Consider the following 24,828-nt stretch of genomic DNA (forward strand, 5'->3'; position numbering starts at 1 on the left):
CTAAAAAAGGAAATAGAGTACAAGTTATCTTAGAATGTACTGAACACAAAGAAAGTGGTCTTCCGGGAATGTCTCGTTACATCACTACTAAAAACAAAAAGAACACAACTGAGCGTTTGGAATTGAAAAAATTCAACCCAGTATTGAGAAAAGTTACTGTTCATAAAGAAATTAAGTAAGTCACACATCTTGGCCCTTGAAAGAGAAGCTAAGTAAAATATTAATATACCATGGCAAAGAAAGCAGTTGCATCGTTACAAAAAGGTGGCGGTAAAGAATTTACAAAGGTTATTATTACTACTAAATCTGCAAAAACTGGCGCGTATACTTTCAAAGAAGGTATGGTTCACAACGATAAAGTGAAAGACGTAGTTGCAGCAGCTCAAAAATAACTAGTAGCATTTTCCTTTTTTAAAGTTTTTCTTTAAAAAGAATTCGATAAAAATAGCCGTTTTGGTATCCTACCGAAAGGGCTTTTTTTGTTGAGGACATTTGTTTATATTTGAACATCAATTTTCACTACTACACTCCATGGGATTATTTGATTTTTTTAAGAAAAAACCACAAACACAAGAAGAAGAACAGGCCTTAGATAAAGGTTTGGAAAAAACAAAAGAAGGCTTTCTTTCCAAGATTACAAAAGCTGTCGTTGGTAAGTCAACAGTAGATGACGATGTGCTGGATAATCTGGAAGAAGTTTTGGTTACTTCTGATGTTGGGGTTACAACTACCTTAAAAATCATTGATCGCATACAAGCCCGTGTTGCCCGCGATAAGTACGTTTCTACTTCTGAACTGAACAATCTCCTGAAAGAGGAAATTCAAACGCTACTGGCAGAGAACAATAGTGCTGATTTCGAGAATTTCAATTATGGCGATCATAAACCATACGTTATTATGGTTGTAGGTGTTAATGGGGTTGGCAAAACAACGACCATTGGCAAGCTGGCTCATCAGTTGAAACAAGCTGGAAGCAAAGTTGTATTGGGAGCAGCAGATACCTTTCGGGCAGCTGCTGTTGATCAACTTAAATTATGGGGTGAGCGTGTTGGCGTGCGTGTTGTCGCTCAGGCAATGGGCTCGGATCCTGCTTCAGTGGCCTATGATACCGTGAAATCGGCAGTGGCAAATGGTGAAGATGTGTGTATCATTGATACCGCAGGCCGTTTGCACAATAAGGTTGGCCTCATGAATGAGCTCACGAAGATCAAAAATGTGATGCAGAAGGTTGTTCCTGGTGCACCACATGAAATCTTGTTGGTTTTGGATGCATCGACAGGGCAAAATGCCATTGAGCAATGTACGCAGTTTACACAGGCAACCGATGTGAATGCCTTAGCATTGACTAAACTCGATGGAACGGCTAAGGGTGGGGTGGTTATTGGTATATCTGATCAATTTAAGATCCCGGTGAAATACATTGGTGTAGGAGAGAAAATAGGTGATCTTCAGTTGTTTAACAAAAAGGAATTTGTAGACTCCCTTTTCAAATAGAGTCTACCTTCTAATCATATGAAGACAAAATACGCGAAACCAGCGCCTTTGATCAATAAACCACGTGTCAATGTGGTGACCTTGGGCTGTTCGAAAAATATTCACGATAGTGAAGTCCTGATGGGCCAGTTGAAGGGCAATCAGATGGAAGTCGTGCATGAAGCATCCAATATACAGGCGAATGATATCGTCGTCATCAATACCTGCGGGTTTATTGATAATGCCAAGCAGGAATCTATTGATGCGATCTTACAATATTCGGATCTAAAAGATCAGGGTAAAATCAATAAAGTGATCGTTACAGGTTGTCTTTCTGAACGATATAAGCCAGAGCTACAGTCTGAAATCCCCAATGTTGATGCCTTTTTCGGTACGAATGATTTGCCGGATCTATTGTCATCCATTGGTGCTGATTATCGGCATGAATTGTTGGGCGAACGCTTATTGACAACACCTTCGCATTTTTCTTACTTTAAGATTGCCGAAGGATGTAACCGTCCCTGCTCTTTTTGTGCAATTCCCTTGATGCGTGGTAAACACGTTTCCAAATCCATTGACGATCTTGTGAAAGAAGCAAAATTTCTCGCGTCGAACGGCACGAAAGAATTGATTCTGATTGCACAAGACCTGACCTATTATGGCTTAGATATCTATGGAAAGCGCAATCTTTCTGATTTAATGCGCCATTTGTCAGATGTTGATGGTATCGAATGGATCAGACTGCAGTATGCCTATCCTTCGGGTTTCCCAATGGATATTTTGGACGCCATGAATGAACGTTCAAATATCTGTAATTACTTGGATATGCCATTGCAACATATATCTGATCCGATGTTGAAGTCTATGCGAAGAGGTACAACGAAACAGAAACAGATCGATCTTGTCAATGCAATACGTGACAAAGTTCCAGATATCGCGTTGCGTACAACATTAATTTGTGGTTATCCAGGTGAAACTGAACAGGATTTCCAGGAGATGTTGGATTGGGTTGAAGAGACCCGTTTTGACAGGTTAGGCTGTTTTACCTATTCTCATGAAGAAAAGACGCACGCACATTCGTTAGAGGATAATGTGCCACAGGAAGTAAAAGAAGAACGCGTGGAAGCTATCATGGAAGTACAGCAAGGTATTTCGTATGATATCAATCAGTCCAAAGTGGGCAATACGTATAAAGTATTGGTTGATCGGGTAGACGGCGATTACTTTATTGGCCGCACAGAATACGATTCTCCAGAAGTCGACAATGAGGTTTTGATTCCTGCTGCAGATTCTTATGCACGTATTGGTGATTTTGTTCAGGTAAAAATCGACCGAGCTGAAGATTTCGATCTATATGGTGAGATTGTAAGGAAATAAGTTTTAAAGCTTATAGATGATAATATAAACAAACGGGCCCCCTTTATTCAAAGGAGGCCCGTTTGTTTATAGACAATTGTCAATAAAATGATATAATTTAAAAGCGGGACAAGCTTTTTGTGAAAATTCACTATTTTGTCGACGCAAACTAGATACATTTGTAAACGTACAATCCCCATTTTAAACAATCTATAGCCGTTTAAAATCAGATTCAAGAAAGCCTGTGGTCTTATGGTGAATCATCCTTCTGATTAAAATTGAAAATAGGTTCTATTTAGCGAAAAAGATGCACTGCCATGTCAGCTTGCTTTGGGGGATTTTCGTTATCAATTAAGAATAGAGAATAATTAATAAAATTTGCAGATGAAGGCAACTTATATTGAATATAGTGAAACAAATAGCTTCTCTAAGACTTTATTGGCTTATTTGGCGCATGATGAAGCCTTAAAATCTTTTGTAGGAAACTGGCCTACCTGGGCTGGTTTTGAAAAGCAATTGAACGAAAAGAAGAAATTTGAACACCGGGAGATTCTTGTTGAGCGTCTTAAAAAGCAATATGGCAAGCTATTAAAGGATTCTCCTGCTGTAGCTGCCAATATAGAACTGTTGCTCGACCCGAATTCTTATACCATCACGACGGGACATCAGCTCAATATTTTTACCGGACCTTTGTATTTTATTTTTAAAATCATGACGGCAATACGTTTGTCCGAAGATTTGAAGAGCAAACACCCCGATAAAAATTTTGTTCCTGTATATTGGATGGCGACCGAAGATCATGATTTTGAAGAAATCAACCATACGAAAGTCTTCGGAAAGAAAATTAGTTGGGATACGCCTGCAATTTCTGCCACCGGGCGAATGGATACAGCAACAATCGTTGATGCTGTGAAGCAGTACACAAATATTTTAGGGCTTTCCGAAAATTCGACTAAACTTACACGGATTGTGGAAGAAGCCTATTTGAACCATGATCGATTAGCAGATGCAACACGGTATATGGTCAATGCGTTGTTTAAGTCTTACGGTCTTTTGATCGTCGATGCGGATGACCGGGAATTGAAGGAACTGTTCAAGCCAATTATTAAGGAGGATATCTTATCTGAAAAAAGCTTTAAGGCAATAACAGCGCGATCGGAAGAGCTGGAATCAAATGGTTTCTCTACCCAAGTGCATGCTCGTGAGATTAATTTCTTTTATTTGACGGATGACTTTAGGGAGCGCTTGGTGCTCGCTGCCGATGGTCGATACGAGGTATTGCATCAGCATATTTATTTTACGAAGGCTGAGCTTGAACAGGAGATTGATCATTATCCAGAGCGTTTCAGTCCAAATGTGGTTATGCGTCCGATGTATCAGGAAATTATACTTCCCAATCTTGCTTATATTGGTGGTGGCGCCGAAATGGTCTACTGGATGCAATTGAAGTCTAACTTTGACCAATATCAGGTAGATTTTCCAATTTTGATACCGCGCAATTCAGCGATGATAACAGAGGACAACGTTGCGGCTAAATTATTTCGCGTTGATCTAACCTTTAAGAGTATCTTTCGTTCAGCAGAAGTGCTGAAAAAAGAATATGTTCGACGTCATACCAAAGAACGTTTGAATCTTAATGACGAATGGATGGAGCTGAACGCTATTTTTGGTAAGATAAAGTTACGAACCCACAAAATAGATCCAAGTTTAGGCCCTAGTACGGAAGCGGTAAAAGCGCGGTTAAAAAAAGCGATCAATAATTTGGAGAAAAAGCTGATGAAAGCCGAAAAGCGAAATCATCAACATGCTTTAACCGATATTGATAATGTGAAGGAAAAGCTCTTTCCTGGCGGAGGACTACAGGAAAGGTCTGAAAATTTTGCGTTACTCTATGTCAAATATGGAGATAACCTATTTAGGGATCTTTACAAATACTTTAATCCATTGGATTTTAAGTTTACAATTTTGTATTAGCAAGTCAGCTTCGGCTGACTTTTTTTGTGATGTTATTCGCAAGAAAGACCGTCGGTTCGGATCATTTCTGTTGGTTTTTATGAATCATGCAGGCTTTTTGCAGATACAGTCTATTTCTATCCCTATTTAAAATGCTTTTGTTGCATGTTCCGATATTCCCCTGTTTTTTTCAAAATCGCTTTCATTTTTATTAATATATATTTTAAAATGCTTTGTTTATAATTTCATAATATTTCGTTTAGCTCCTGTTAACAGTTCCAGTGTAGTTTTGCTTTCATTATCACAACCAACAACTAAATGAAAGAATTTTTACTCACAACATGTGCCATTGCGCTTGGAACAGGTTTGTATGCCCAAACGACCCAAGCTGGGTTTTCCGGCAAGATTACGGACGAAAATGATAAAGGAGTTCACGGAGCTTCAATTGAAGTACGTAATGAATCAACGGGTTTCACAACGAAGACTTCGACCAATGCAAATGGCGATTTCAACTTTAAGGAGTTGCCTTTAGGCGGCCCATACACGATCAAAGTAACTTATATAGGCTATGGCGAACAAGTGCGTTCGGGATTTAATTTAAATCAAGGCGATATGGTCCGCCTGAAGATTCCTATCCAAAATACCTCAAATGTATTAGAAACGGTTGAATTAACAGGAATAAGTACCCTAAAGAATAAAATAGAAAATCTAGGTGCTGCTACAGCGGTTACGGCCAAGGATATTGCGAAATTGCCTGTCAACGGTCGGAATTTTACTTCGCTGATGGACCTGTCTCCTTTGAGTAAGGGAGATAATATCGGTGGTCAGTTGGGTTCCTCTACTAATTTTACGATTGATGGTATGAATGCCAAAAACCCGACTTCTGCAGGTTCAACAACCAGTCGTAGTGGTGCTCCGTTTTCCATTTCGATAGAAGCCGTTCGTGAATTTAAAGTGGTCACCAACCAATATGATGTGACTTATGGAAGAGCAGGGGGAGGAACAGTCAGTGCGGTAACCAAACAAGGAACAAATCAAACGCACGGAAGCGCATGGCTTTATTCAAGGGCCGATTGGTTGTCCAGCCCATACGATATTAGAGGAAACAAACGAAGCAACGATTTCTCTACATATCAATATGGATTTACATTAGGCGGTCCCATCATTAAAGACAAGTTACATTATTTTGTAGCTTGGGATCACCAACGCGATGCCCGCCCCTTAATTATCGCAGATATCAATTCGCCAGCAGATGAAAAGCGTTTCAATGTTACACAATCGACCCTGGATGAGTATATCCGTATAGGACGTGAAAAATATGGATTGAGTAATGATAGGCAATATGGTTCTTTCGATAAGAAACGAAATTCGGATGCTATATTTGGTCGTATAGATTGGCAGATCAATGAAAAGAACTTATTGACAATACGGAATAACTTTACAAGTGACCTCAATAAGCTTGGTCTAGAGGATAATACCGCCATCAATTTATATGAATCATACGGAAATGACAAGAATATTGATAACAGCTTTTTAGCAACTTTACGTACTTCCATTTCCCCAAAGCTTACCAATGAACTGAAATTGCAGCACCTTTATACCTTTCAAAAAAGTAGTCCTGGAGATATGTTGCCTAGTCAAAATATTCCCCGTGCTATTGTAGAGAATGTGGTGTCTACCATTGACGGAAGTAATTTGTCAACCAATATTCAATTAGGCGGTCACCGGTTTGCACAAGAGTCCTTTAAGAATAATGTCGTACAGTTGGTCAATAACCTTTATTATAGTACAGATAATATCAATTATACTTTTGGTGTGGATTTGATGTATACGCATGCAAATTCGATTTACGGAAGTGAAGTCAACGGACGTTTTCATTTTAGGGACGATGAGACCAATACGGCATTGCAAAATTTTGCAAACCTAAAACCTTATGCATTTTACCGGGAGGTCCCTTTGGTGGCCGATCCAACTGTGATCGGGAAGATATTTAATGCTGGTGCGTATGGACAGCTGCAGACCAAATTGGCGAAAGGGTTGGATCTGGTTGCGGGACTACGATTGGATTATGGTCATTATCCAACCTCTCCTCTAAATGAAGAATTGCTGAAAGAAGTGGGGGTACGTACAGATCACAAGTTGAAATCTTTTGTTGTACAGCCTCGTTTCCAGATGACTTGGGATGTGAATGAAGAACGAAAAGATTTTTTCCGTGTAGGAGCAGGTATCTTTGCATCTGATATTAATAATTACATGACCATCAATAATTTAACTTTTGATGGGAAACATTTTGCGACAGTAGATGTTCGTGGCAACGATGTGCCTACACCTAATTTTGTGGGGGACAGACAAGATCCGTCAACAACGCCAACCCTGGCACAATTTCAGGTGCCAACAATCAACACCTATGGAGCTGATGCGAAAATACCAGTGGTGTACAAGGCCAATGTATCTTACACGCATTTCTTTACCGAAAAGTTAAAAGCGAGTCTTTCAGGATATATGAATCTAGGGCGCAACAACTACATGTATGTTGATCGTAATATGGTTCAAGATCCGTTCTTTAGATTGGCGAATGAAGATAATCGTGGGGTATTCGTACCGGCGACGGCTATTGTCAATGGTGTTCCAGATTGGAAACAGGGAAGGATTTCCAATAAGTTTGGGCGCGTGTTAGAACTAAACTCTGAGGGAAAAGTAAATCAGTTTGCAGTTGTATTGGATGCAAGTTATCAGTACTACAAAGATGGATCGATTTCTGTAAGCTACACGTGGAACGATGCGAAAGATAACACGTCCTACAATGGGAATGTTGCCAATACAGCGACCTTATCGCTGGCGGTAAAGGATGATCCAAGAGATTTGAGTAAGATGAGTTATTCGAATAATCAATTCCGAAATAAAATTGTTATTTATGGTACACTACCTACATTTTATGGTGTCAGTGTAGGGGTTCGTTATTCGGGAATTGGAGGAACACGCTACAGCTTGCTTGCTGGAGGTAATATCAATGGCGATTTTGTATCCAATTCGAATGACTTGGCCTTTATTTTCGATCCCAATAGTCCAAATACGCCAAAGGCTTTGGCAGATGCCATGAATGCGTTGTTGGCGAATGGTGAAGCCAGTCAAAGTCTGAAAGATTATATTAAAAAGTACCAAGGTAAGATGGCCGAAAGAAATGGCGGTATCAATAGCTTTTACGGTTTGATTGATTTAAGAATAGCTAAAAAATTCAACCTTTACAAAACACATGCTTTGGAGCTTTCAGCGGACATCTTCAATGTTGCGAATCTCTTTAAGAAAACCTGGGGTGTCAATGAATCTTTAGGTAATCAATCGTTGTATGCTGTATCAAAAACAGCGGCAGCAAATGGAAATCCCGAAATTCCGGCATTCGACCCTGTTAAGCAACAGTTCAATTATAGATTGAACAACTCTGGTATTGTATCGCCTTCAGGGAATCCGTACCAATTCCAATTGGGATTGAGGTATTCGTTCTAAATTGACTGGAGAAATAGGAATTAGATTGTTTTAGAAAAGATAATGCCCCTTAGAGCCATTGCTCTAAGGGGCATTTTTATTTGTCTATTAAATAAGCCTGATTAGGTAAATAGGCTTATTTTAAAAAGAGCAGCCTAGATACATCATTATGCTTGGGACTAGCTCAGCATGTTTTCTTTCGGAAGAAAAACTTCAGCCATCATGTGGCGTACACTTCCACCACCACATGTCTCGATAACATGTAGATCTTGATGGATGATTTTACCATGCTTTTCCAATTGCGCTGTTTGGTATAAAGTCAATGAGGATAAAGCCTGATTGCTCAGGACAATAAAACGATTACCATATTTATTTCTCACCTGGAGGCAGTTTGCTGCAAAAGATTCGAGTTGGTTCTCATTGATTTCAATGATCTCTTTGCCTGTATCTTTTAGACTCTTCAGCAGCGTTTGGAGCTCAGCCTGATTATCGATTGCCTGTGGGCATAAGATGGCAAAGTCTTCGCCTACGGCTAGCACCACATTGGTGTGATAGATAGGTCTCCGCTCTCCATGGACAGTTTGGAAGGCGTGAAATACAACAGGTGTATAGTTTTCAGTCCTGCAGTATTCATCGAGCATATCCCGGTCTGCCCTTTCGGATAAGGCACAGTAGGCTACACGGTGAGCGCGGTCCAAGACAAGTGCGCCAGTGCCCTCCAAATATTGTTTATTGTTTTCGGCTTCACTGAGATCCTTAGTTAGTTTTACATAATAACCGTTTTGCTTCAATGGACCTTCGAAATCCAATAAATGTTCTTTTCGACGATTGGGGGCAAACATAGGATAGAAAATTATTTTTCCATCCTGATGAAAGGAGACAATATTATTGGGGAATATACTGTCGGGGCTTTCGGATTTCTCGTCGTCTTGAATGACAGTCACCAAAATTCCATGTGACTTCAATTCATTTACTAGCGCGTCGAACTCTCCTTGCGCTTCTTTGTTGACTTCTTCTATACTGAGATTTTCGATATCCTTTTGGAAGAAGTTGTTGACCGCAGTCTGTTCATTTTTACGGAAGACAGAGGGTCTTACTAAAAGAACGCTGTCTGTTACCTGTTTTCTCATGGTTTATAATCGTTACTTCGCTGTTTTATATTCGTTAAAAAGAAATGATATTCGTTTTTTGTGATAATTTACATTTGTCAAAAGAGATGCTTCCCTAGCTGGATAATGTTTTCTTCGTTAAGATTACTGATAACAAAATACCCTTGATATCAGTTGTTCTTAGCAAAAAAGTGTATATCGTTATTTCGAAGTCACTTTACAATTGGTACATATACTAATTTATTGAAAATTCATTGGCATTGCAAAAAAGAATAGTGAAGTAATAAAAGAAATACGTAGGTGAAATAACAGATAACCCGGTGTTTTTTTAAAATTGTAGCAAGCGATTGTTGTATTGTTTGTTATATTTATAATGAACAATCTGTATGTTTGAGGTTATTCCAAAAATTAATTGACAAAGACAATCGATTGCATTTCAGTAGCTCAGTAAAACTGACTTTTTATCCACTTTTTTGCTTCGTTTTCAGTCATTTATTTTGCTATCTTTGCTCATCCAAAAAACGACTGTTTATAAGAGAGTTAATTGCCTAATTATTATGTCGCTAACTATCTATAAGCGTTAACTTTTTGCACACATGAGCAATATACACTTCCAAGAAAAATTCGAAAGTCGCCACAATGGCCCAAGTCCAGTTGAAGCGAATGAAATGTTGGCTAAATTAGGCGTTTCGTCAATTGACCAACTTATTGACCAAACGGTCCCTTCTCAAATTCGTGCTCCAAAACCTTTAAATCTTCCTAAAGCATTGTCTGAGGTAGCCTATTTAAAGCGTATTGCGGAAATCGCTGAGAAAAATAAAGTTTTTAAATCTTTTATTGGTCAAGGTTACTACGATGTAATCCTTCCGGGCGTAATTCAACGAAATGTATTTGAAAACCCAGGATGGTATACGCAGTATACTCCTTATCAGGCGGAGATTGCACAAGGCAGGTTACAAGCTTTATTGAACTTCCAGACTGTAATTTGTGACTTTACTGGTTTAGAAATAGCAAATGCTTCTTTGTTGGATGAAGCTACGGCTGCAGCTGAAGCCATGTTTATGCTTTATTCAGCTCGGAAAAATAAAGATGCTAATGTATTCTTGGTGTCGGACAATGCCTATGCGCAGACGGTTGATGTTTTGAAGACCCGTGCCTTGTCTTTTGGTATTGAACTTAAAATTGCGGCTATTGCTGAATCAGAATTAACAGATGATGTATTTGCTGCATTTGTTCAATATCCTGCAGCGGATGGTTCTATTGTTGATTATAAATCATTTGCAGCTACAGCTCACAGTAAGAATATTACCGTATGTGCTGCGGCAGATTTGATGAGCTTAGCATTGTTAACGCCTCCGGGAGAATGGGGTGCAGATGTTGTTGTTGGTAATTCGCAACGTTTTGGTGTACCGATGGGCTTTGGTGGTCCTCATGCAGCATATTTTGCGACACGCGACAGCTTCAAACGTAATATCCCTGGTCGTATTATTGGTGTTACTTCCGATTCAAATGGAAAGTATGCATTGCGTATGGCTTTGCAGACTCGTGAACAACACATCCGCCGTGATAAAGCTTCTTCAAATATTTGTACTGCACAAGCTCTTTTAGCGATTATGGCTTCTTTCTATGCCGTTTACCATGGCCCAGAAGGAATCAAAAATATAGCATCACGTATCAATGCTTTGGCCAATCTGTTGGATCAAGCATTACAGTCGTTGGGTTATACGCAATTGAATGCGGCTTATTTTGATACTTTACGTGTAGACTTAGGTGCACATGCTGGTGCTTTGAAATCTGAAGCATTAAATAACGAATTAAACTTCTATTATAATGGTTCGGAAGTTTCAATCGCTATCGACGAAACAACCACATACGAAGATATTAAGACGATCGTCAAAGTATTTGCTAAAATTCAAGGTAAAACATTGAATGACGTAGATTTCGATGCATTAGAAGAGAATTTAGGTTCTTCAATTCCTGCCGATTTAGTACGTACTTCTGCCTACTTAACACATCCAAATTTTAATAGCTATCATTCTGAACATGAGATGTTGCGCTATATCAAATCGTTGGAAGCAAAAGATTTATCGCTTTGCCACTCGATGATTCCATTGGGCTCATGTACGATGAAATTGAATGCTACAGCTGAAATGGTGCCAGTTACTTGGGCGAGATTTGGCGGTTTGCATCCATTTGCTCCTGCAGATCAAACTTCTGGATATATGCAAATGATTGGTGAATTGAACGATTGGTTGTCTGAAATTACTGGTTTTGCGAAGATGAGTTTCCAACCAAATTCAGGAGCACAAGGTGAGTATGCTGGTCTGATGGTTATCCGTGCTTACCATGAGAGCCGTGGTGATCATGGACGTAATATCTGTTTGATCCCTGCTTCTGCACACGGAACCAACCCGGCTTCTGCTTCTATGGCAGGCTTAAAAGTGGTCGTTGTGAAATGTGATGAATTAGGAAATATCGATATTCCAGATTTAAGAGCAAAAGCGACTGAACATGCTGCAAACTTGAACTCACTGATGGTGACTTACCCTTCTACACACGGTGTATTTGAAGAGTCGATCATTGAAGTCTGTGAAATTGTTCATGCAAATGGCGGTCAGGTTTATATGGACGGTGCGAACATGAATGCACAGGTTGGATTGACAAGCCCAGGGCATATTGGTGCCGATGTTTGTCACTTGAACCTCCATAAAACATTCTGTATTCCTCACGGTGGTGGAGGTCCAGGTATGGGACCTATCGGTGTTGCAAAACACTTAGTTCCTTTCTTACCTAACCACGAAGTGGTTTCGACTTCTGGTGAAGAGGGTATCTCTGCTGTTTCTGCAGCTCCATTTGGTTCAGCATCAATCTTGCTTATTTCTCATGCTTATATTTCAATGATGGGTGGTGAAGGCTTGACAAATGCGACAAGAACCGCAATATTAAATGCAAACTATATTAAGGCACGTTTAGAAAATGCGTATCCAGTACTTTATTCAGGTACTAACGGACGTTGTGCACACGAAATGATCTTAGATTGCCGTGGATTCAAAAACTTTGGTATCGAGGTTGCAGATATTGCAAAACGTTTAATGGATTATGGTTTCCACGCACCGACAGTTTCTTTCCCTGTTGCAGGAACATTGATGGTTGAGCCTACTGAATCGGAGTCTAAGGCTGAATTGGATCGTTTCTGTGATGCATTAGTTGCTATCCGTGAAGAGATCGCTGCGGTTGAAGCAGGAGACGTAGACCAAGCTAACAATGTACTGAAACATGCACCACATACAGCTTCGGTTGTAACTGCAGATGAGTGGGACAGACCTTACAGTCGTCAAACTGCCGCATACCCATTGGAGTATGTAAGAGAACGTAAATTTTGGCCTTCAGTAGGTCGTGTGAACGACTCTCAAGGTGACCGTACATTGATTTGTTCGTGTCCTTCAATTGAAGAATACGCCGAAGCATAATCTCGGTAGTTATAACGGAAGGCCTCTATACTCGCATAGAGGCCTTTTTTTGTGCAGCGCAGTCGCATTCGGCAGTATTTAGAAAAAACAAGTAACAGGTAGAAATTTAGGTCGCGCTTTAAGGTCTAAAGATCGTATGCGAACAGATTTTAAAATTTAGATTAATTATATTATTTTGTTCTTTTTAGCGTTTTAATTAAAACTGATAATCATGAAAAGACAATGGAAAGTAATGCCTGTTCTCTTAGGACTGGGCCTTTTGGTCGCGAGCTGCGGCAACAGCAAATCCAGTGAAGGTGGTGAAGATGCTAAGGAGAAAGAGGCTGGGATTTCGGATGTAGTTAAGGGAGTATCCAACTTGGGTAATCTGAGTGATGGAGCAAAAAAATTGGAAGACCTTCAAGCCAAACTTAAATCCGAGAAACCCTTAAGTTCGGAAGAGTTGAAAGCTTTTTTACCGGAAAGCTTAGATGGTTTAAAAAGAACGTCCTATTCTGGCGGATCAATGTATGGGGCAGAAGTTGTATCTGGAGAGGCTACGTATACTGTCGATAACCAGAAGGAAATTAAAGTCAATATCATTGATGGTGCGGGCGAGACAGCTTCGGCAATCGTGGGCTTGGCGCAAATGGGCTTCATGGTAGATTCAGAGAAAATTACAGATACTGAAATAGAAAAAACTGGCGAATTTGAAGGTAAACGAGCAAAAACAACAGATAGCAAAGGAGTGGAAGGCTCAACGGCAAAAAGCTCCGAAATAAGTTATCTCGAGAAAGACCGCTATCTGATTACCCTTCGGGGGAATGGGTATAGCCTCGACGAGCTGAAAGGATTTTTGGCAAAATTGAACCTCAGCGCACTGAAATAATAGAAAATATAATTTCAGTTAAGCAGGAAATGCATAGTTGATATGGGAAAGGCTCAAACATTGGTTTGGGCTTTTTTTTAAGCAGGCAGCGTTGTTTCGCAATGTATAAGAAAAGGATATTTGGAAATTATGTCGAACTATAGGACGAAGCTAATAAATTTGTTTTTGTTGGCAAATTTACCTTAGTTTGTGCTGAAACATTTCAATATGAAGATACTAAAATTTTCCATCAATCTTTGTGTCGCAACAGCATTATTGGCTTCCTGTGCGGGAGGTAAATACGCGAAGACTGAAAAGGTATATAAAAAGCAAGCAAAAGAATTTTCAAAACTCTATAAACAATCGCCTGTCACCGGTCAATTGGAGAAGGTGAATGTCAAAGAACAACAATGGATCGCCTCGATTAATTTTGGCATCCGTAAACCAAATTTTGTTGTCATTCATCATACTGCACAGGATTCTTTGGGACAGACCATCCGTACATTTCATTCCGCGAAAGCAGGTGTAAGCTCCCATTATGTGGTTGGTCGGGATGGAAAAGTAGTACAGATGGTCAATGACCTGTATCGTGCGCATCATGCGGGCTTGGGGAAATGGGGTAATGATACGGACCTCAATTCTTCTTCCATTGGCATCGAGCTCGATAATAATGGGACTACTGATCCTTGGACTGATGCCCAGATAAACGCCTTGACGCAGTTGTTGACTTATTTAAAAACGACCTATAGAATCCCGCAGGCAAATTTTATTGGACATATGGATTTGGCACCAACCCGAAAAAATGATCCGTCACGTTTTCCTTGGAAAAAACTGGCTGATCAAGGATTCGGCTTTTGGTATGAGGACTATTTAGAGGTGCCTCCAGCAGACTTTAACCCAAAAATGGCCTTACGTATTATCGGTTACGATGTAAGTAATCTCGATGCGGCAATAAAAGCATTTAAGATTCACTACATTCAGCAGGACGTAAATACAGCGTTCATGAGTGAGAATGATCTTAAAATTCTGTATTCCATCTATAAAAAATTCTTATAGCGATTCGCTAAACTAAAGGCAAAAAAAGATCCTGGTTCTTAAAAGGCAGGATCTTTTTTTTGCAGGGTATAAGATTGTTATAATTTGTTTTTATATATACGAAAGTAAGTATCAAAAGCACGTTGATAGATTAGTTTGAACCAGGGAGTAAACTGCTCGGGTGAGTGTTGTATTTCATTTTGAATTTCCTGTTGGTTCATGTATTTTGTTGCGGCAACTTCTTCTTCGTTAATTTCTGTAGTTCCATTAAATTTTCCGAATAAGACATAATCGAATTCATGCTCCGTAAGTCCGTTGTCAAATTGAGCTTTATAAACGAACGAGAAGACATCTTGAAGGGCTGTTGCAGTAATTCCTAATTCTTCCATTAAGCGCCTTTTGGCGGCATCGATGTTACTTTCTTCCAGACGCTGATGCGAGCAACAGCTATTGGTCCAAAGTCCGCCACAGTGGTATTTACTTAATGCTCTTTGTTGCAGGAGCAATTCGTCTTGCTCATTGAACAAAAATACACTAAAAGCACGGTGTAATAGCCCCTTTTCATGGGCTTCATATTTCTCCATGCTACCAATCATCCTGTCATTGCTGTCAACCAGTATTACATTTTCTTGCTTCATAAGGCACAAAAATAAATATAGCCCAATTTAAGAAAATAGGGCTATATAATAAATTATAATTTTGGAGATAATCTGCTTATACGGTTTTTACAAATTTTTCGTCGTAATTTTCAATATCAATGATGTAGCCGTTTTTAATTAAGAATTCAAATAAAGGTTTGGCTTCTTCAGAAACCGGCATATTGTGCGTTGTAATAATCTTATTTTCTTTTTTCAAGAGATAAGGATATGCGTAGAGTTTCACATTTTTATTGAACATCCCCGAGATATAGGAAAGAAGTTCATTGGTGTATAACTCTTTATTATAATTATCTGAATTGAAAATGTTCTTTAAATTGTAAACGTTGGTTGCAATTCCAATGTTCTTAGGCTTAAAGTTGCTTATAAACTCGGCTAAATGATTATTTCTTCTAAAGTTGCTAACGATAATATTATTGCCTGTCGCACATAGTTCGTCAGCCCTAGAAGCAAATTCTTGCAGGTCTTCATCTGTAATTTCATGCGTATCTTCCAACACATTTCCCATCAGGACTTCAATTAATACAATGGTGTCTGCGTCAGTTGCACCTGTATTTTTTTTGAACTGTTCAACGGCAAGATTGAAGAGGTCAAAGTTTGGAAGGGATTTTTGACGGTATTTGGTGCGAAGTAGAATAATGTTCTTTTTGTACAGATAATCTTTGATTTGTACCGCTTTGCCATCGGGCTGGAATATAGCGGCTTTAGCAAATCCTTTTGCAATCAGGTATAAGTTGATTAGACGTTGGTTGACGTTTTCAAATAGAGGTCCGTTTAATTTAACCAGGTCAATCTCAACGGAACCAACAGAAAGGTTATCGACCAATGATTCGATCATGGTCTGCACATTGTCTGTATAATAATAAGCCGCAAATAATAGGTTAACACCAATTATACCTAAAACCTTTTGTTGCAATTGGTTGTCGCTGTCTAGCAGTCTTACATGGACGATGATATCATTTGTAGGGCCTCCAACTTCATGTTGGAAGCGAAGTCCGATCCAGCCGTGAGGTTCATTTGTCTTGGTGAAATTGAGGGTTGTTACCGTGTCTGCAAAAGCAAAGAATTTTTTGTTGCAGTATTTATCGCCATGAAGTCTTTGGGTAAGAAGATTGAATTCATGGGAGAGCATTTTCTTTAAACGTGTTCTGCTGACATATCGACCATCAGCCTCTTCACCATAAATTGCATCACTGAAAGCCATGTCGTAAGCTGACATTGTTTTAGCAATTGTGCCTGATGCTGCTCCTGCGTTGAAAAAGTTACGTGCGACTTCCTGTCCAGCACCGATCTCTGCAAAGGTTCCATAAATCTCTGGGTTTAGATTTATTTTCAGGGCCTTTCGCTTGGTTTCAAAAATTTCTCTTGCCATGATGCAAAGGTACAAAAATCAGCAAGCTAGTGAAAATTAAAAGTATGAATGAAAAAAACAGAATAAAATTAGGCTTGTTTTATAACAAGCCTAATTTGTTGAAAGCATAAAATAGCGCACTAGCATGTAGTGCCTGACTGAATTTGTTGTCCAGCAACATGCTTTTTGCTTCTTCAAGCGGTATACGATAAACATCGATTTCTTCATGTTCATCTAATGCCTGTTCCTGAACTTTTTTACCCCCCGTCATCAGATAGGTATAGGTAATATTGCCACTTGTCGCCGGGTTGGCATAAAGCGTGGCGATTTCTTCAATCTGATCAAATTGATAGCCTGTTTCTTCAAGCATTTCACGCACAGCAGCATTTTTAGGATCTTCTCCTGCTTCTGTTGTCCCTGCGGGAATCTCCAATGCAATAATGCCTGCTCCATGGCGGTATTGCTTAATGACCAGAAGTTCGTTCTGCTCAGTAATTCCGATCATATTTACCCAATCTGGATACTCCAGTACGTAATAATGTTCATTGATCCGTCCATCCGGAAGTTCACAGGTATCTCTGCGCAGTGTAGCCCAAGGCTCTTTACAGATATATTCAGAGGATAATAGTTTCCACTTTTCCATTAGCTTATAATATCTTTCATCATGCGGTCAACCTTCTCTTCCAAAATAGTTTGCACATCGAAATAATCAGCGGTATCCCTTAAGCTTTCTTTTACAGAACAGTAAAATTTAATCTTCGGTTCAGTTCCCGATGGTCTGGCAGAAATCACATCGCCATCTACTGTTATAAATTGCAATACATCAGATTTAGGCAATGCTATCGCTCTTCGCTCCCCTGTACTCATATCTGTGATTTGGGAAAGCTGATAGTCCCTGATTTCTTTGACTTTTATTCCACCGAGTGCGGTTGGTAGATTATGACGTAAGCCATTCATCATGGCCTGAATTTCTTCGGCACCAGCCTTTCCTTTTTTTGTTAAGGAAATTAGCTTTTCTTGATAACAGCCAAATTCTTTGTAGATATCTAATAAAACTTCGTAAACTGTTTTTCCTTTTGTTTTGAAATAGGCGGTCATTTCGGCTAGGAAAGCACAAGCGTTTGGAGCGTCCTTGTCACGCACAAGATCGCCGACCAAGAAACCATAACTTTCCTCCCCGCCCACAAGATATTGTGCTGAATCACCTAGATTGGTAATCAATTCACCAATATATTTGAAGCCTGTAAGTGTTTCATAATGCGCTACACCATAGTGATCTGCGATATCGGCTTGTAAATTACTGGTTACGATAGTTTTTACAATATATGGATTCGATCCGAGTTGTTTTAGTTCACTTTTTGCACTGAGGACATAGTATATCAATAAACTGCCGATCTGATTACCATTGAGCAGTTGAAATTGTCCCTTATTATTTTTTACGGCAATCCCTACACGATCAGCATCGGGATCTGTTGCCAATACAAGGTCAGCATCAATTTCTTCCCCTTTTTTCTTTGCTAAGGCCATTGCATCTTCCTCTTCGGGGTTTGGATAGATTACCGTTGGAAAGTTGCCATCGGGCGTGGCCTGTTCAGCAACGACTGAAACATTTTCAAATCCCCAGGCTTCTAGCATTTTAGGAACAATGGTAATTCCGGTACCATGTATCGGCGAAAAAACAATTTTCAAGTTTTTTTGAGCCAGTACCGCTTCCGGATGAATACTTAATGTTTTATTGGCATTGATATAGCGCTGATCGATTTCTTCCCCAACAGGAATGATGTTTTGCGTATTCCCGTCAAATTCAATAGCGCTCACTGAACTGATTGCGTTTACTTCGTCGATTACATTTTTATCATGAGGTGCAGTCAGCTGGCAGCCATCGTTCCAGTAAGCCTTATAACCATTGTACTCCTTTGGGTTGTGTGAAGCCGTTAGCATAACACCGCTCTGACAGCCGAAATGACGAATGGCAAACGACAACATTGGGGTCGGGCGCAATTCGGTGAACAGATGTACCTTGATGCCGTTGGCGGCAAAAACGTTGGCAACCAGCTGGCCAAATGCCTGCGAATTGTTGCGGCTATCATAAGATACCGCTACTTTAATCTCCTGATCTGGGAATTGTTTCTTTAAATAGTTGGCTAATCCTTGCGTGGCTTTGCCGATCGTATACTTATTCATACGATTGGAGCCCACACCCATAATGCCCCTTAAGCCACCGGTTCCAAACTCAAGATCCTTGTAAAAAGAATCCGTAAGTTCTGTCTCTTCATTATTGTCGATTAAATCCTGAACTGCTTTTCGAGTTCCTTCATCATAACTTGGGGTTAACCAATCTTCGATTTTCCTTTGTATGTCTTTATCTAAATTTTTCATTATCGTTAAGTTTGGTTAAAATGTACAACATATTATGCGTCACATCCGGCATAAGCGCGGTCTATGACTGTAATATACCATTTTTCTCCCTCTTTTGTCACATGAAAAACAAAGGGTTCTTCATGTTCATTGGAGGTCATAATGGCTCTATAACTTTTGAATTCTATATTTCTTAGTCGCTGTAATTCAGTATTACTAATTTTGGCGTCAAGAATTTCATTCATGAACTTTGCCGTTTGAGATAATTCATTGGGGCGGGATTTTCTATCGTAATAGAATCCGGCTTTATCCCACTTCATCGTACCACAATCAAAAATAGGTAGTTTTCCGGACTTCAATGAACCCTTGTATGTTAACTTTTCATAAGAATGGTACTCTGGTACAGGCTTAGAAAAATTAAAACTGTTTTGGTGTACATAAGAGTCTAGTGCGCCTGGACGATAAATAATATAAATTCCCAATTTGGGATGTATATAGGAATTTATTGTTTTACTGTCCTGCTCAGAATATGCCTTGGCAAGTTTCTCCAGTACTTCCTCCAGCGTTTCGGAGTTCTCTTTCTTTACTTCCTTTTCAGTCGTGTCAGGTTTTTGTAGGGTATCCACAGGAATTGAATCCTGTACGATTTTTATAGCCTTATCTTCTTTTTTACTATTTCTGCAGGAGATTGTGCTTGCAGTGAGACAAATAAGAATAAAGAAAAAGAGATTTCTCATGATGATTTTGTTTAATATTACTTCTTCGAAGTCAAGTTTTCAATGATTGACTTTAGAATAGAGCGCGTTGACGGAAGCCACCATTGTTCGAGGATGCGCTGGATTGTCTCTTCTCTATTCTCGCGCAATTTAAGGATTATTTCCTTTCGGAAGTTCAATTTGGATGTCTGCCAGGTCTTTTGGTTGAACTGCGTGATCTGTTTTATCTTTTTTGTTGCGGTATTGAAGAGTATATTAGCGGGAACAATGTCATCGATAAGCCCCTGTGTTTTTGCATCTACAGGAGAGAGCAATTTACCTTCGAGCAAATTCTGATACGCATTCCGTTTTCCGATCCAAAATGCATAAAGCTGAAATATACTTTCAGGGACGATGAGTCCGACTGGAATTTCATTAAGGCCAATCACAAAATTCCCTTCGGCCATAATGCGATAATCGCAGCAGAGTGCCAGTACGCAGCCCCCAGCTGGGCTATGACCAGATATTGCAGCCACGAGCGGCTTTGGAAAAGCGGCCAGTAGCGATGTCGCCTCCAAGAATAAATTCCAGAATTCCTGAATCTGTTCTTCATCGTATTGGAATAAGGTAATTAGATCGAGTCCTGCGCTAAAGAAGTTTTCCTTGCCAATCAATAGTGCACCATAAATGGCTTCATTTTGCTGGGAAGATTCCAAGGTGTCTATCAGTTCCTTCAATAGCTGAGTGTCGATGGCATTTGACTTCCCCCTGTCGAGGAAAATACTTAAAATATGATCTTCTATTTTGGTTTTAATATGTTGCATAACCTTGTTTTTAAATATAACGATTTGTTTGCGCTGCTATTGTGGTTTTACCTCTATTAAATACTCCAGATGAGCAATTTTTCCATCCATGCTTATTCCCTCAACGGTTAGTTTGTAAGTCCCAGGTTCGTCAGAAGTAAAGAAATCGAAATGTGTTTTTCCTTCTTTCTGTGTAATCAGATTTGGTTCCCATGCGATTGTTGTCCGGAGATCGCGTGTAAGCTTATGTTGGATTGTTGCATCATATTGGGGTTTGAAAAAGGTTCGGGGTACATATAACCCTTTTGGCGTGATGGTTACAATGCCTGTGGGTGTATAAGATGAAGCAATTGCATCTCCGGATTTACTGGTAATCACAATAACACCACTGCCTCCATACATGCCATAAATTGCCGTGTTTCCAATGCTACGCAAGACTTCAACACTCGCAATGTCCGCAGTATTGATCATATCTATTTGCTCGGGTTCAATATACATTCCATCGAGAACAACTTGCATCGGACTATTCATCGATCTTGTGCTGTAAGGGATTCCATTTCGAAAAATAACACCATTTAGCCGTCCATTGAGGCATTGAGCAAATGTAGCACAGCCAGATAATTCGTCTGCAGAGATCACTTGATCGGCATTTCCTGGCCCATTGAGGTTTCTGGAGTTCTTGTCAGCTTTATTTGTTCGTACTCTATTGACCTGTACCTCTTCCAACCGAATGCTCTTTTGGATTATGCCCGCCGCTTCCAATTCGCCAAGGAATTGTTGGCTATTTTTCAGTTGTGTAAGCAGCGTGGTATTGATGTCGTTGACCAACAAGGGTTGATCTTTACTCGGATTTAGAGGAGGGGTAAGCGGGTTGTCGATAACAATATCAACTCTTTTTTTCTCTTTAGGGCCATCACCTGTCACAATAAACTTGACGCTGTCTGCAAATAAAAGTTCGTCAAATGAAAATCGGCCATTATTGTCTGTCAGCGTATCTGCACTCAGCAACATATTGCTCGTCGGTATTAGGGTTACTTTAGCATTTGGAACCACAGCCTTTCGGGCCGTTTTCTTGATGGTCCCAGCGATGGTAAGTCCTTTTTCAGGAAGGAGCGAAGTTGTTGATGTACTTGTATAATTCTTCCAGTCCAACTTGCGCCAACCTTGGATCAACATAAGATTGTCCAGCTCTGTCAGTTTAATGTTCGTTAAATCCTCAAAGTAATAATTGGGACGTTCAATAAAGCCACGAAGATCAGATTTCAATAGGAGCTCCGAGACAATAGATGAATAATAACGGTCTGTCGTAGAATCAACCTTACTGAGGTTTACCACTGATGCAGAAAGCGCGGCAAACCTCGTGGTGTCACTATCTTCATAGTTAACGGAAAGATTTGCGATCACTTTATCGCGTGTTGAGAAGCTGGGTTTGTTGAGTTCTACGGAGACAGGAAGTAAAGTCGATGTCGTATTGTAGTTAAACACGAGTCTTTCCACAATAGGAATCATTTGGTCTGTTAAGATAGACAACTGTAAAACTCCGGATGGCAGGTTTTTTTTGGGAATATTGAATAGGATCTCCGCTCCGTTTAGTTTCTGCTTGGCGGCATGAAGTACAAGGCCATTGTATTGGGCTATTAGATAAATATCTTTGCCATTGACCAAGTCTGCAGTAGCGGAAAGTTGCGCTGCAATCTTATCCTTTAGTACCGAATTTACGGTTAGAACATATCCGGAATTCTGTACAGGCGGTAATGACGCACTTGTTGACGATCCATCTTCGAAGAGGGCTGTAGCGACGTATTTTTTTCCTGTCTGTAAGACGAGCGGGATACTTCCCATTCCCAGTGCATTGGTTTCAAAATCGGCAACTGTTGTTTGATTTTCCTCCACAACTTTTATTTTTGCTTTTTTTCCTAAACCATTAGGGCTAAGGATTTTGAACCCAGTTTTGGATAATATGTTGTTGACTAGTTCGCCACTTTCGGGGAAAATTTGGATGCTATTTTGGTTGTTTGGATCCGGGATGACAAAACTTTTTAGAATACGTCTTTTATCCAGCGAAAGAAATTGTAAAGACAGTGTCCCGCCTTTAAAATCATCTTTCAATTCCAGCGCTATTGTTCCATTATCGTTTGATTTCAGTCGGCCGGATTTCTCTTTATTGTTGTTCGGTTGTAGGGTATAACTGATGTTGTTATTAATCAGCGGGGCTCCCTGAATGGTTTTCAGATTAATCTGGAACATGTTTTCTGTTCCGTTTTTGACCAGTTCACTTTTCGTTATGATATGATCAGATCGACCATTTGTAATGGGGACGACGCGTTCATAGAAATTGGCTACAGAGTCATTTTGCATCCATCGGGTAAATGATCTAACGCGGTAGGAGCCTTCTTCCAAAGTGTCCGGCAGATTGAAGTCGCCTATACTTAGACCGAGTGTAATAGGAATTTTGATACTCTTAATGATCTTATTGGTGGGAGAAATCAATTCTACATTAGCAATTTTACTGATGTTGCTCAAATAATTAAAAGGGGCGGTGGTACAGTAAAGTTTAAACCACATAGTTTCGCCAGCCGAATAATCATTTTTGTCCAAATGGAGATAAATCTTTTCCTTGATGTGCCGTTCATGGTAAGTATCCAGTTTCTGCAAGGTCTGATCGATCTGGGCCGACGCCAGCAAAGCGAATAACAGGCAGTTTACTAACAGCAGTAATTTAGCGTACATATGACTAATGTTTTATGAAAATTAGAAAATATTTTTCCTTTAATCAATTTATAAATCAAAATATTAGTCTCATTTTAAACGATCTGATACCTTAAAATTAGCATAAAAAAAATATCTTTGTGTTATGAATATCCTAATAATCGGTTCAGGAGGTCGTGAATCTGCCTTCGCCTATAAGTTGTCGAAAAGTCCACGTTTAGATCAATTGTTTATTGCTCCAGGAAATGCTGGAACAGGTGCGTATGGTCAGAATGTAAATATTAAAGTTACTGACTTTGCTGCTATTGCTTCCTTCGTTTTGGAGAATAACGTGCAAATGGTGCTCGTCGGTCCCGAAGAGCCTTTGGTAAAAGGTATTCATGATTATTTTTTAAATCGGGAAGATTTAAAAGATATCCCGGTAATAGGGCCGCAACAGGAGGGGGCTCAATTGGAGGGCTCAAAAGATTTTTCAAAGCAATTTATGGATCGCCATGGCGTACCTACGGCTGCTTCAAGATCGTTTGATGCAACATCGTTGGAAGATGGATTGGCTTACCTTGAAACGCAAAAATTGCCGATTGTGCTTAAGGCCGATGGTTTAGCTGCAGGCAAAGGAGTGTTGATCTGTGAGACGCTGGAAGATGCTAAAGCAGAGTTAAAGGCGATGATCGCAGATTCAAAGTTTGGAGAAGCTAGCCGAGTTGTGGTTGTTGAAGAATTCTTAAAAGGAATTGAATTGTCTGTTTTTGTTTTGACAGATGGGAATTCATATAAAGTGCTTCCTTCTGCAAAAGATTACAAACGTATTGGAGAGGGGGATACAGGCCTAAACACGGGTGGTATGGGATCGATATCTCCGGTTCCTTTTGCAGATGAGACATTTTTAAATAAAGTAGAAGAGCGTATTATCAGACCAACAGTTGAAGGACTTAAAAAAGATGGTATTCCGTATAAAGGATTTATTTTTATAGGTCTGATGAATGTAGAAGGAGAACCTTATGTCATCGAGTATAATGTTCGTATGGGAGATCCAGAGACTGAGTCCGTATTGCCACGTATTGAATCGGATCTATTGGATTTACTGGAAGGTGTTGCACAAGGCAATTTGGATCAACGTTCGTATACGGTATCTTCTAAGACTGCTGTTACTGTCATGTTGGTTGCCGGAGGTTATCCAGGAGATTATGAATCTGGAAAAGAGATCGCCAATATTGAAAACGTGAAAGAATCCATCGTATTTCAAGCAGGTACGAAAGAAGTAGATGGTAAGATTGTTACTGCAGGTGGACGTGTAATTGCTGTTACCACATTGCAAGATTCGCTGTTCGAAGCCCTTCAGCAGGCAACTGCAGATGCCGGAAGGATATATTTTGAAGGTAAATACTTCAGAAGAGATATCGGTTTCGACCTTATTTAAAAAATATTTAAAATTATTTTTGGAATACTGATTTTAAGGTCTATATTTGCAACTCCAAAAACAACAATGTTATTGGAGTTGCATTAAAAGGCCCGTTCGTCTAGGGGTTA

At 39.7% G+C, this 24,828-nt stretch carries 18 protein-coding genes; 10 read left to right on the forward strand and 8 right to left on the reverse strand.

Going from position 1 to position 24,828, the window contains the following annotated elements:
- From rpmG to B2X72_RS06850, 6 genes are all read left to right on the forward strand, one after another.
- Nucleotides 1-179 (forward strand): 50S ribosomal protein L33 (gene rpmG / locus B2X72_RS06825; protein WP_286848770.1); only part of this gene is annotated, 179 nt, incomplete at its 5' end.
- A 51-nt stretch (nt 180-230) separates the two neighbouring features.
- On the forward strand, nt 231-392 hold the full coding sequence (locus tag B2X72_RS06830; protein ID WP_070562566.1) for a DUF4295 domain-containing protein: 162 nt from the start codon (nt 231-233) through the stop codon (nt 390-392).
- Nucleotides 393-531: 139 nt separating this feature from the next.
- Nucleotides 532-1,494 carry a signal recognition particle-docking protein FtsY gene (ftsY, locus tag B2X72_RS06835; RefSeq protein WP_046672598.1) on the forward strand — a complete coding sequence of 321 codons (963 nt, stop codon included), beginning with the start codon at nt 532-534 and terminating at the stop codon, nt 1,492-1,494.
- 18 nt (nt 1,495-1,512) lie between these two features.
- A complete protein-coding gene (gene rimO, locus B2X72_RS06840) occupies nt 1,513-2,850 on the forward strand; it encodes a 30S ribosomal protein S12 methylthiotransferase RimO (RefSeq protein WP_120335660.1) in 1,338 nt (445 codons plus the stop codon).
- 363 nt (nt 2,851-3,213) lie between these two features.
- Nucleotides 3,214-4,803 carry a bacillithiol biosynthesis cysteine-adding enzyme BshC gene (gene bshC / locus B2X72_RS06845; protein WP_286848754.1) on the forward strand — a complete coding sequence of 530 codons (1,590 nt, stop codon included), beginning with the start codon at nt 3,214-3,216 and terminating at the stop codon, nt 4,801-4,803.
- Nucleotides 4,804-5,100: 297 nt separating this feature from the next.
- Nucleotides 5,101-8,286 carry a TonB-dependent receptor gene (locus B2X72_RS06850; protein ID WP_286848757.1) on the forward strand — a complete coding sequence of 1,062 codons (3,186 nt, stop codon included), beginning with the start codon at nt 5,101-5,103 and terminating at the stop codon, nt 8,284-8,286.
- A gap of 158 nt (nt 8,287-8,444) precedes the next feature.
- Here B2X72_RS06850 and ctlX read toward each other — a convergent pair whose 3' ends face one another.
- Entirely contained in the window at nt 8,445-9,395 is a 951-nt protein-coding gene (ctlX, locus tag B2X72_RS06855; RefSeq protein WP_120335663.1) for a citrulline utilization hydrolase CtlX, read from the reverse strand.
- A gap of 575 nt (nt 9,396-9,970) precedes the next feature.
- Between ctlX and gcvP the strand changes: the two genes are divergently transcribed.
- The 3 genes from gcvP to B2X72_RS06870 all read left to right on the forward strand — a co-directional run bounded on the left by gcvP (nt 9,971) and on the right by B2X72_RS06870 (nt 14,747).
- Nucleotides 9,971-12,844: an aminomethyl-transferring glycine dehydrogenase gene (gene gcvP / locus B2X72_RS06860; RefSeq protein WP_088159775.1), complete on the forward strand. Its 2,874-nt coding sequence runs from the start codon at nt 9,971-9,973 to the stop codon at nt 12,842-12,844.
- 211 nt (nt 12,845-13,055) lie between these two features.
- A complete protein-coding gene (locus B2X72_RS06865) occupies nt 13,056-13,712 on the forward strand; it encodes a hypothetical protein (RefSeq protein ID WP_075990471.1) in 657 nt (218 codons plus the stop codon).
- Nucleotides 13,713-13,919: 207 nt separating this feature from the next.
- Nucleotides 13,920-14,747: an N-acetylmuramoyl-L-alanine amidase gene (locus tag B2X72_RS06870; protein WP_088159776.1), complete on the forward strand. Its 828-nt coding sequence runs from the start codon at nt 13,920-13,922 to the stop codon at nt 14,745-14,747.
- A gap of 77 nt (nt 14,748-14,824) precedes the next feature.
- Here the strand turns inward: B2X72_RS06870 and idi are convergent, their stop codons facing one another.
- The 7 genes from idi to B2X72_RS06905 all read right to left on the reverse strand — a co-directional run bounded on the left by idi (nt 14,825) and on the right by B2X72_RS06905 (nt 23,319).
- Nucleotides 14,825-15,364, reverse strand: a complete 540-nt coding sequence (gene idi, locus B2X72_RS06875; RefSeq protein WP_286848761.1) for an isopentenyl-diphosphate Delta-isomerase — start codon at nt 15,362-15,364, stop codon at nt 14,825-14,827.
- A gap of 76 nt (nt 15,365-15,440) precedes the next feature.
- Nucleotides 15,441-16,754, reverse strand: a complete 1,314-nt coding sequence (locus B2X72_RS06880) for a nicotinamide mononucleotide adenylyltransferase (RefSeq protein WP_075990474.1) — start codon at nt 16,752-16,754, stop codon at nt 15,441-15,443.
- Nucleotides 16,755-16,833: 79 nt separating this feature from the next.
- Entirely contained in the window at nt 16,834-17,376 is a 543-nt protein-coding gene (locus tag B2X72_RS06885; protein WP_286848762.1) for an NUDIX hydrolase, read from the reverse strand.
- Complete coding sequence (locus B2X72_RS06890; RefSeq protein ID WP_115046070.1) at nt 17,376-19,112, reverse strand: phospho-sugar mutase; 1,737 nt, start codon at nt 19,110-19,112, stop codon at nt 17,376-17,378. Before B2X72_RS06890 ends, B2X72_RS06885 begins: the two co-directional genes overlap by 1 nt.
- 32 nt (nt 19,113-19,144) lie before the next feature.
- Nucleotides 19,145-19,828, reverse strand: coding sequence for a hypothetical protein (locus B2X72_RS06895; protein ID WP_286848764.1), 684 nt, complete (start codon nt 19,826-19,828; stop codon nt 19,145-19,147).
- A 17-nt stretch (nt 19,829-19,845) separates the two neighbouring features.
- A complete protein-coding gene (locus B2X72_RS06900; protein ID WP_115046066.1) occupies nt 19,846-20,610 on the reverse strand; it encodes an enoyl-CoA hydratase/isomerase family protein in 765 nt (254 codons plus the stop codon).
- A 36-nt stretch (nt 20,611-20,646) separates the two neighbouring features.
- Entirely contained in the window at nt 20,647-23,319 is a 2,673-nt protein-coding gene (locus tag B2X72_RS06905) for a carboxypeptidase-like regulatory domain-containing protein (protein ID WP_286848766.1), read from the reverse strand.
- Between the two features lie 124 nt (nt 23,320-23,443).
- Between B2X72_RS06905 and purD the strand changes: the two genes are divergently transcribed.
- Nucleotides 23,444-24,718, forward strand: a complete 1,275-nt coding sequence (purD, locus tag B2X72_RS06910) for a phosphoribosylamine--glycine ligase (protein WP_286848768.1) — start codon at nt 23,444-23,446, stop codon at nt 24,716-24,718.
- Nucleotides 24,719-24,828: the final 110 nt, after the last annotated feature.

The sequence above is a fragment of the Sphingobacterium sp. UBA7253 genome (assembly GCF_002472745.1).
Taxonomy (GTDB): domain Bacteria; phylum Bacteroidota; class Bacteroidia; order Sphingobacteriales; family Sphingobacteriaceae; genus Sphingobacterium; species Sphingobacterium siyangense.

Excerpts from the sequence above, each read along its gene's own strand:
- B2X72_RS06900 (WP_115046066.1), bottom strand. The coding sequence starts at position 20,610 with ATGCAACATATTAAAACCAAAATAGAAGATCATATTTTAAGTATTTTC.
- bshC (WP_286848754.1), top strand. The coding sequence starts at position 3,214 with ATGAAGGCAACTTATATTGAATATAGTGAAACAAATAGCTTCTCTAAG.
- ctlX (WP_120335663.1), bottom strand. The coding sequence starts at position 9,395 with ATGAGAAAACAGGTAACAGACAGCGTTCTTTTAGTAAGACCCTCTGTC.
- idi (WP_286848761.1), bottom strand. The coding sequence starts at position 15,364 with ATGAAGCAAGAAAATGTAATACTGGTTGACAGCAATGACAGGATGATT.
- ftsY (WP_046672598.1), top strand. The coding sequence starts at position 532 with ATGGGATTATTTGATTTTTTTAAGAAAAAACCACAAACACAAGAAGAA.
- purD (WP_286848768.1), top strand. The coding sequence starts at position 23,444 with ATGAATATCCTAATAATCGGTTCAGGAGGTCGTGAATCTGCCTTCGCC.
- rimO (WP_120335660.1), top strand. The coding sequence starts at position 1,513 with ATGAAGACAAAATACGCGAAACCAGCGCCTTTGATCAATAAACCACGT.
- B2X72_RS06830 (WP_070562566.1), top strand. The coding sequence starts at position 231 with ATGGCAAAGAAAGCAGTTGCATCGTTACAAAAAGGTGGCGGTAAAGAA.
- B2X72_RS06890 (WP_115046070.1), bottom strand. The coding sequence starts at position 19,112 with ATGAAAAATTTAGATAAAGACATACAAAGGAAAATCGAAGATTGGTTA.
- B2X72_RS06895 (WP_286848764.1), bottom strand. The coding sequence starts at position 19,828 with ATGAGAAATCTCTTTTTCTTTATTCTTATTTGTCTCACTGCAAGCACA.
- B2X72_RS06865 (WP_075990471.1), top strand. The coding sequence starts at position 13,056 with ATGAAAAGACAATGGAAAGTAATGCCTGTTCTCTTAGGACTGGGCCTT.
- B2X72_RS06880 (WP_075990474.1), bottom strand. The coding sequence starts at position 16,754 with ATGGCAAGAGAAATTTTTGAAACCAAGCGAAAGGCCCTGAAAATAAAT.
- gcvP (WP_088159775.1), top strand. The coding sequence starts at position 9,971 with ATGAGCAATATACACTTCCAAGAAAAATTCGAAAGTCGCCACAATGGC.
- B2X72_RS06885 (WP_286848762.1), bottom strand. The coding sequence starts at position 17,376 with ATGGAAAAGTGGAAACTATTATCCTCTGAATATATCTGTAAAGAGCCT.
- B2X72_RS06850 (WP_286848757.1), top strand. The coding sequence starts at position 5,101 with ATGAAAGAATTTTTACTCACAACATGTGCCATTGCGCTTGGAACAGGT.
- B2X72_RS06905 (WP_286848766.1), bottom strand. The coding sequence starts at position 23,319 with ATGTACGCTAAATTACTGCTGTTAGTAAACTGCCTGTTATTCGCTTTG.
- B2X72_RS06870 (WP_088159776.1), top strand. The coding sequence starts at position 13,920 with ATGAAGATACTAAAATTTTCCATCAATCTTTGTGTCGCAACAGCATTA.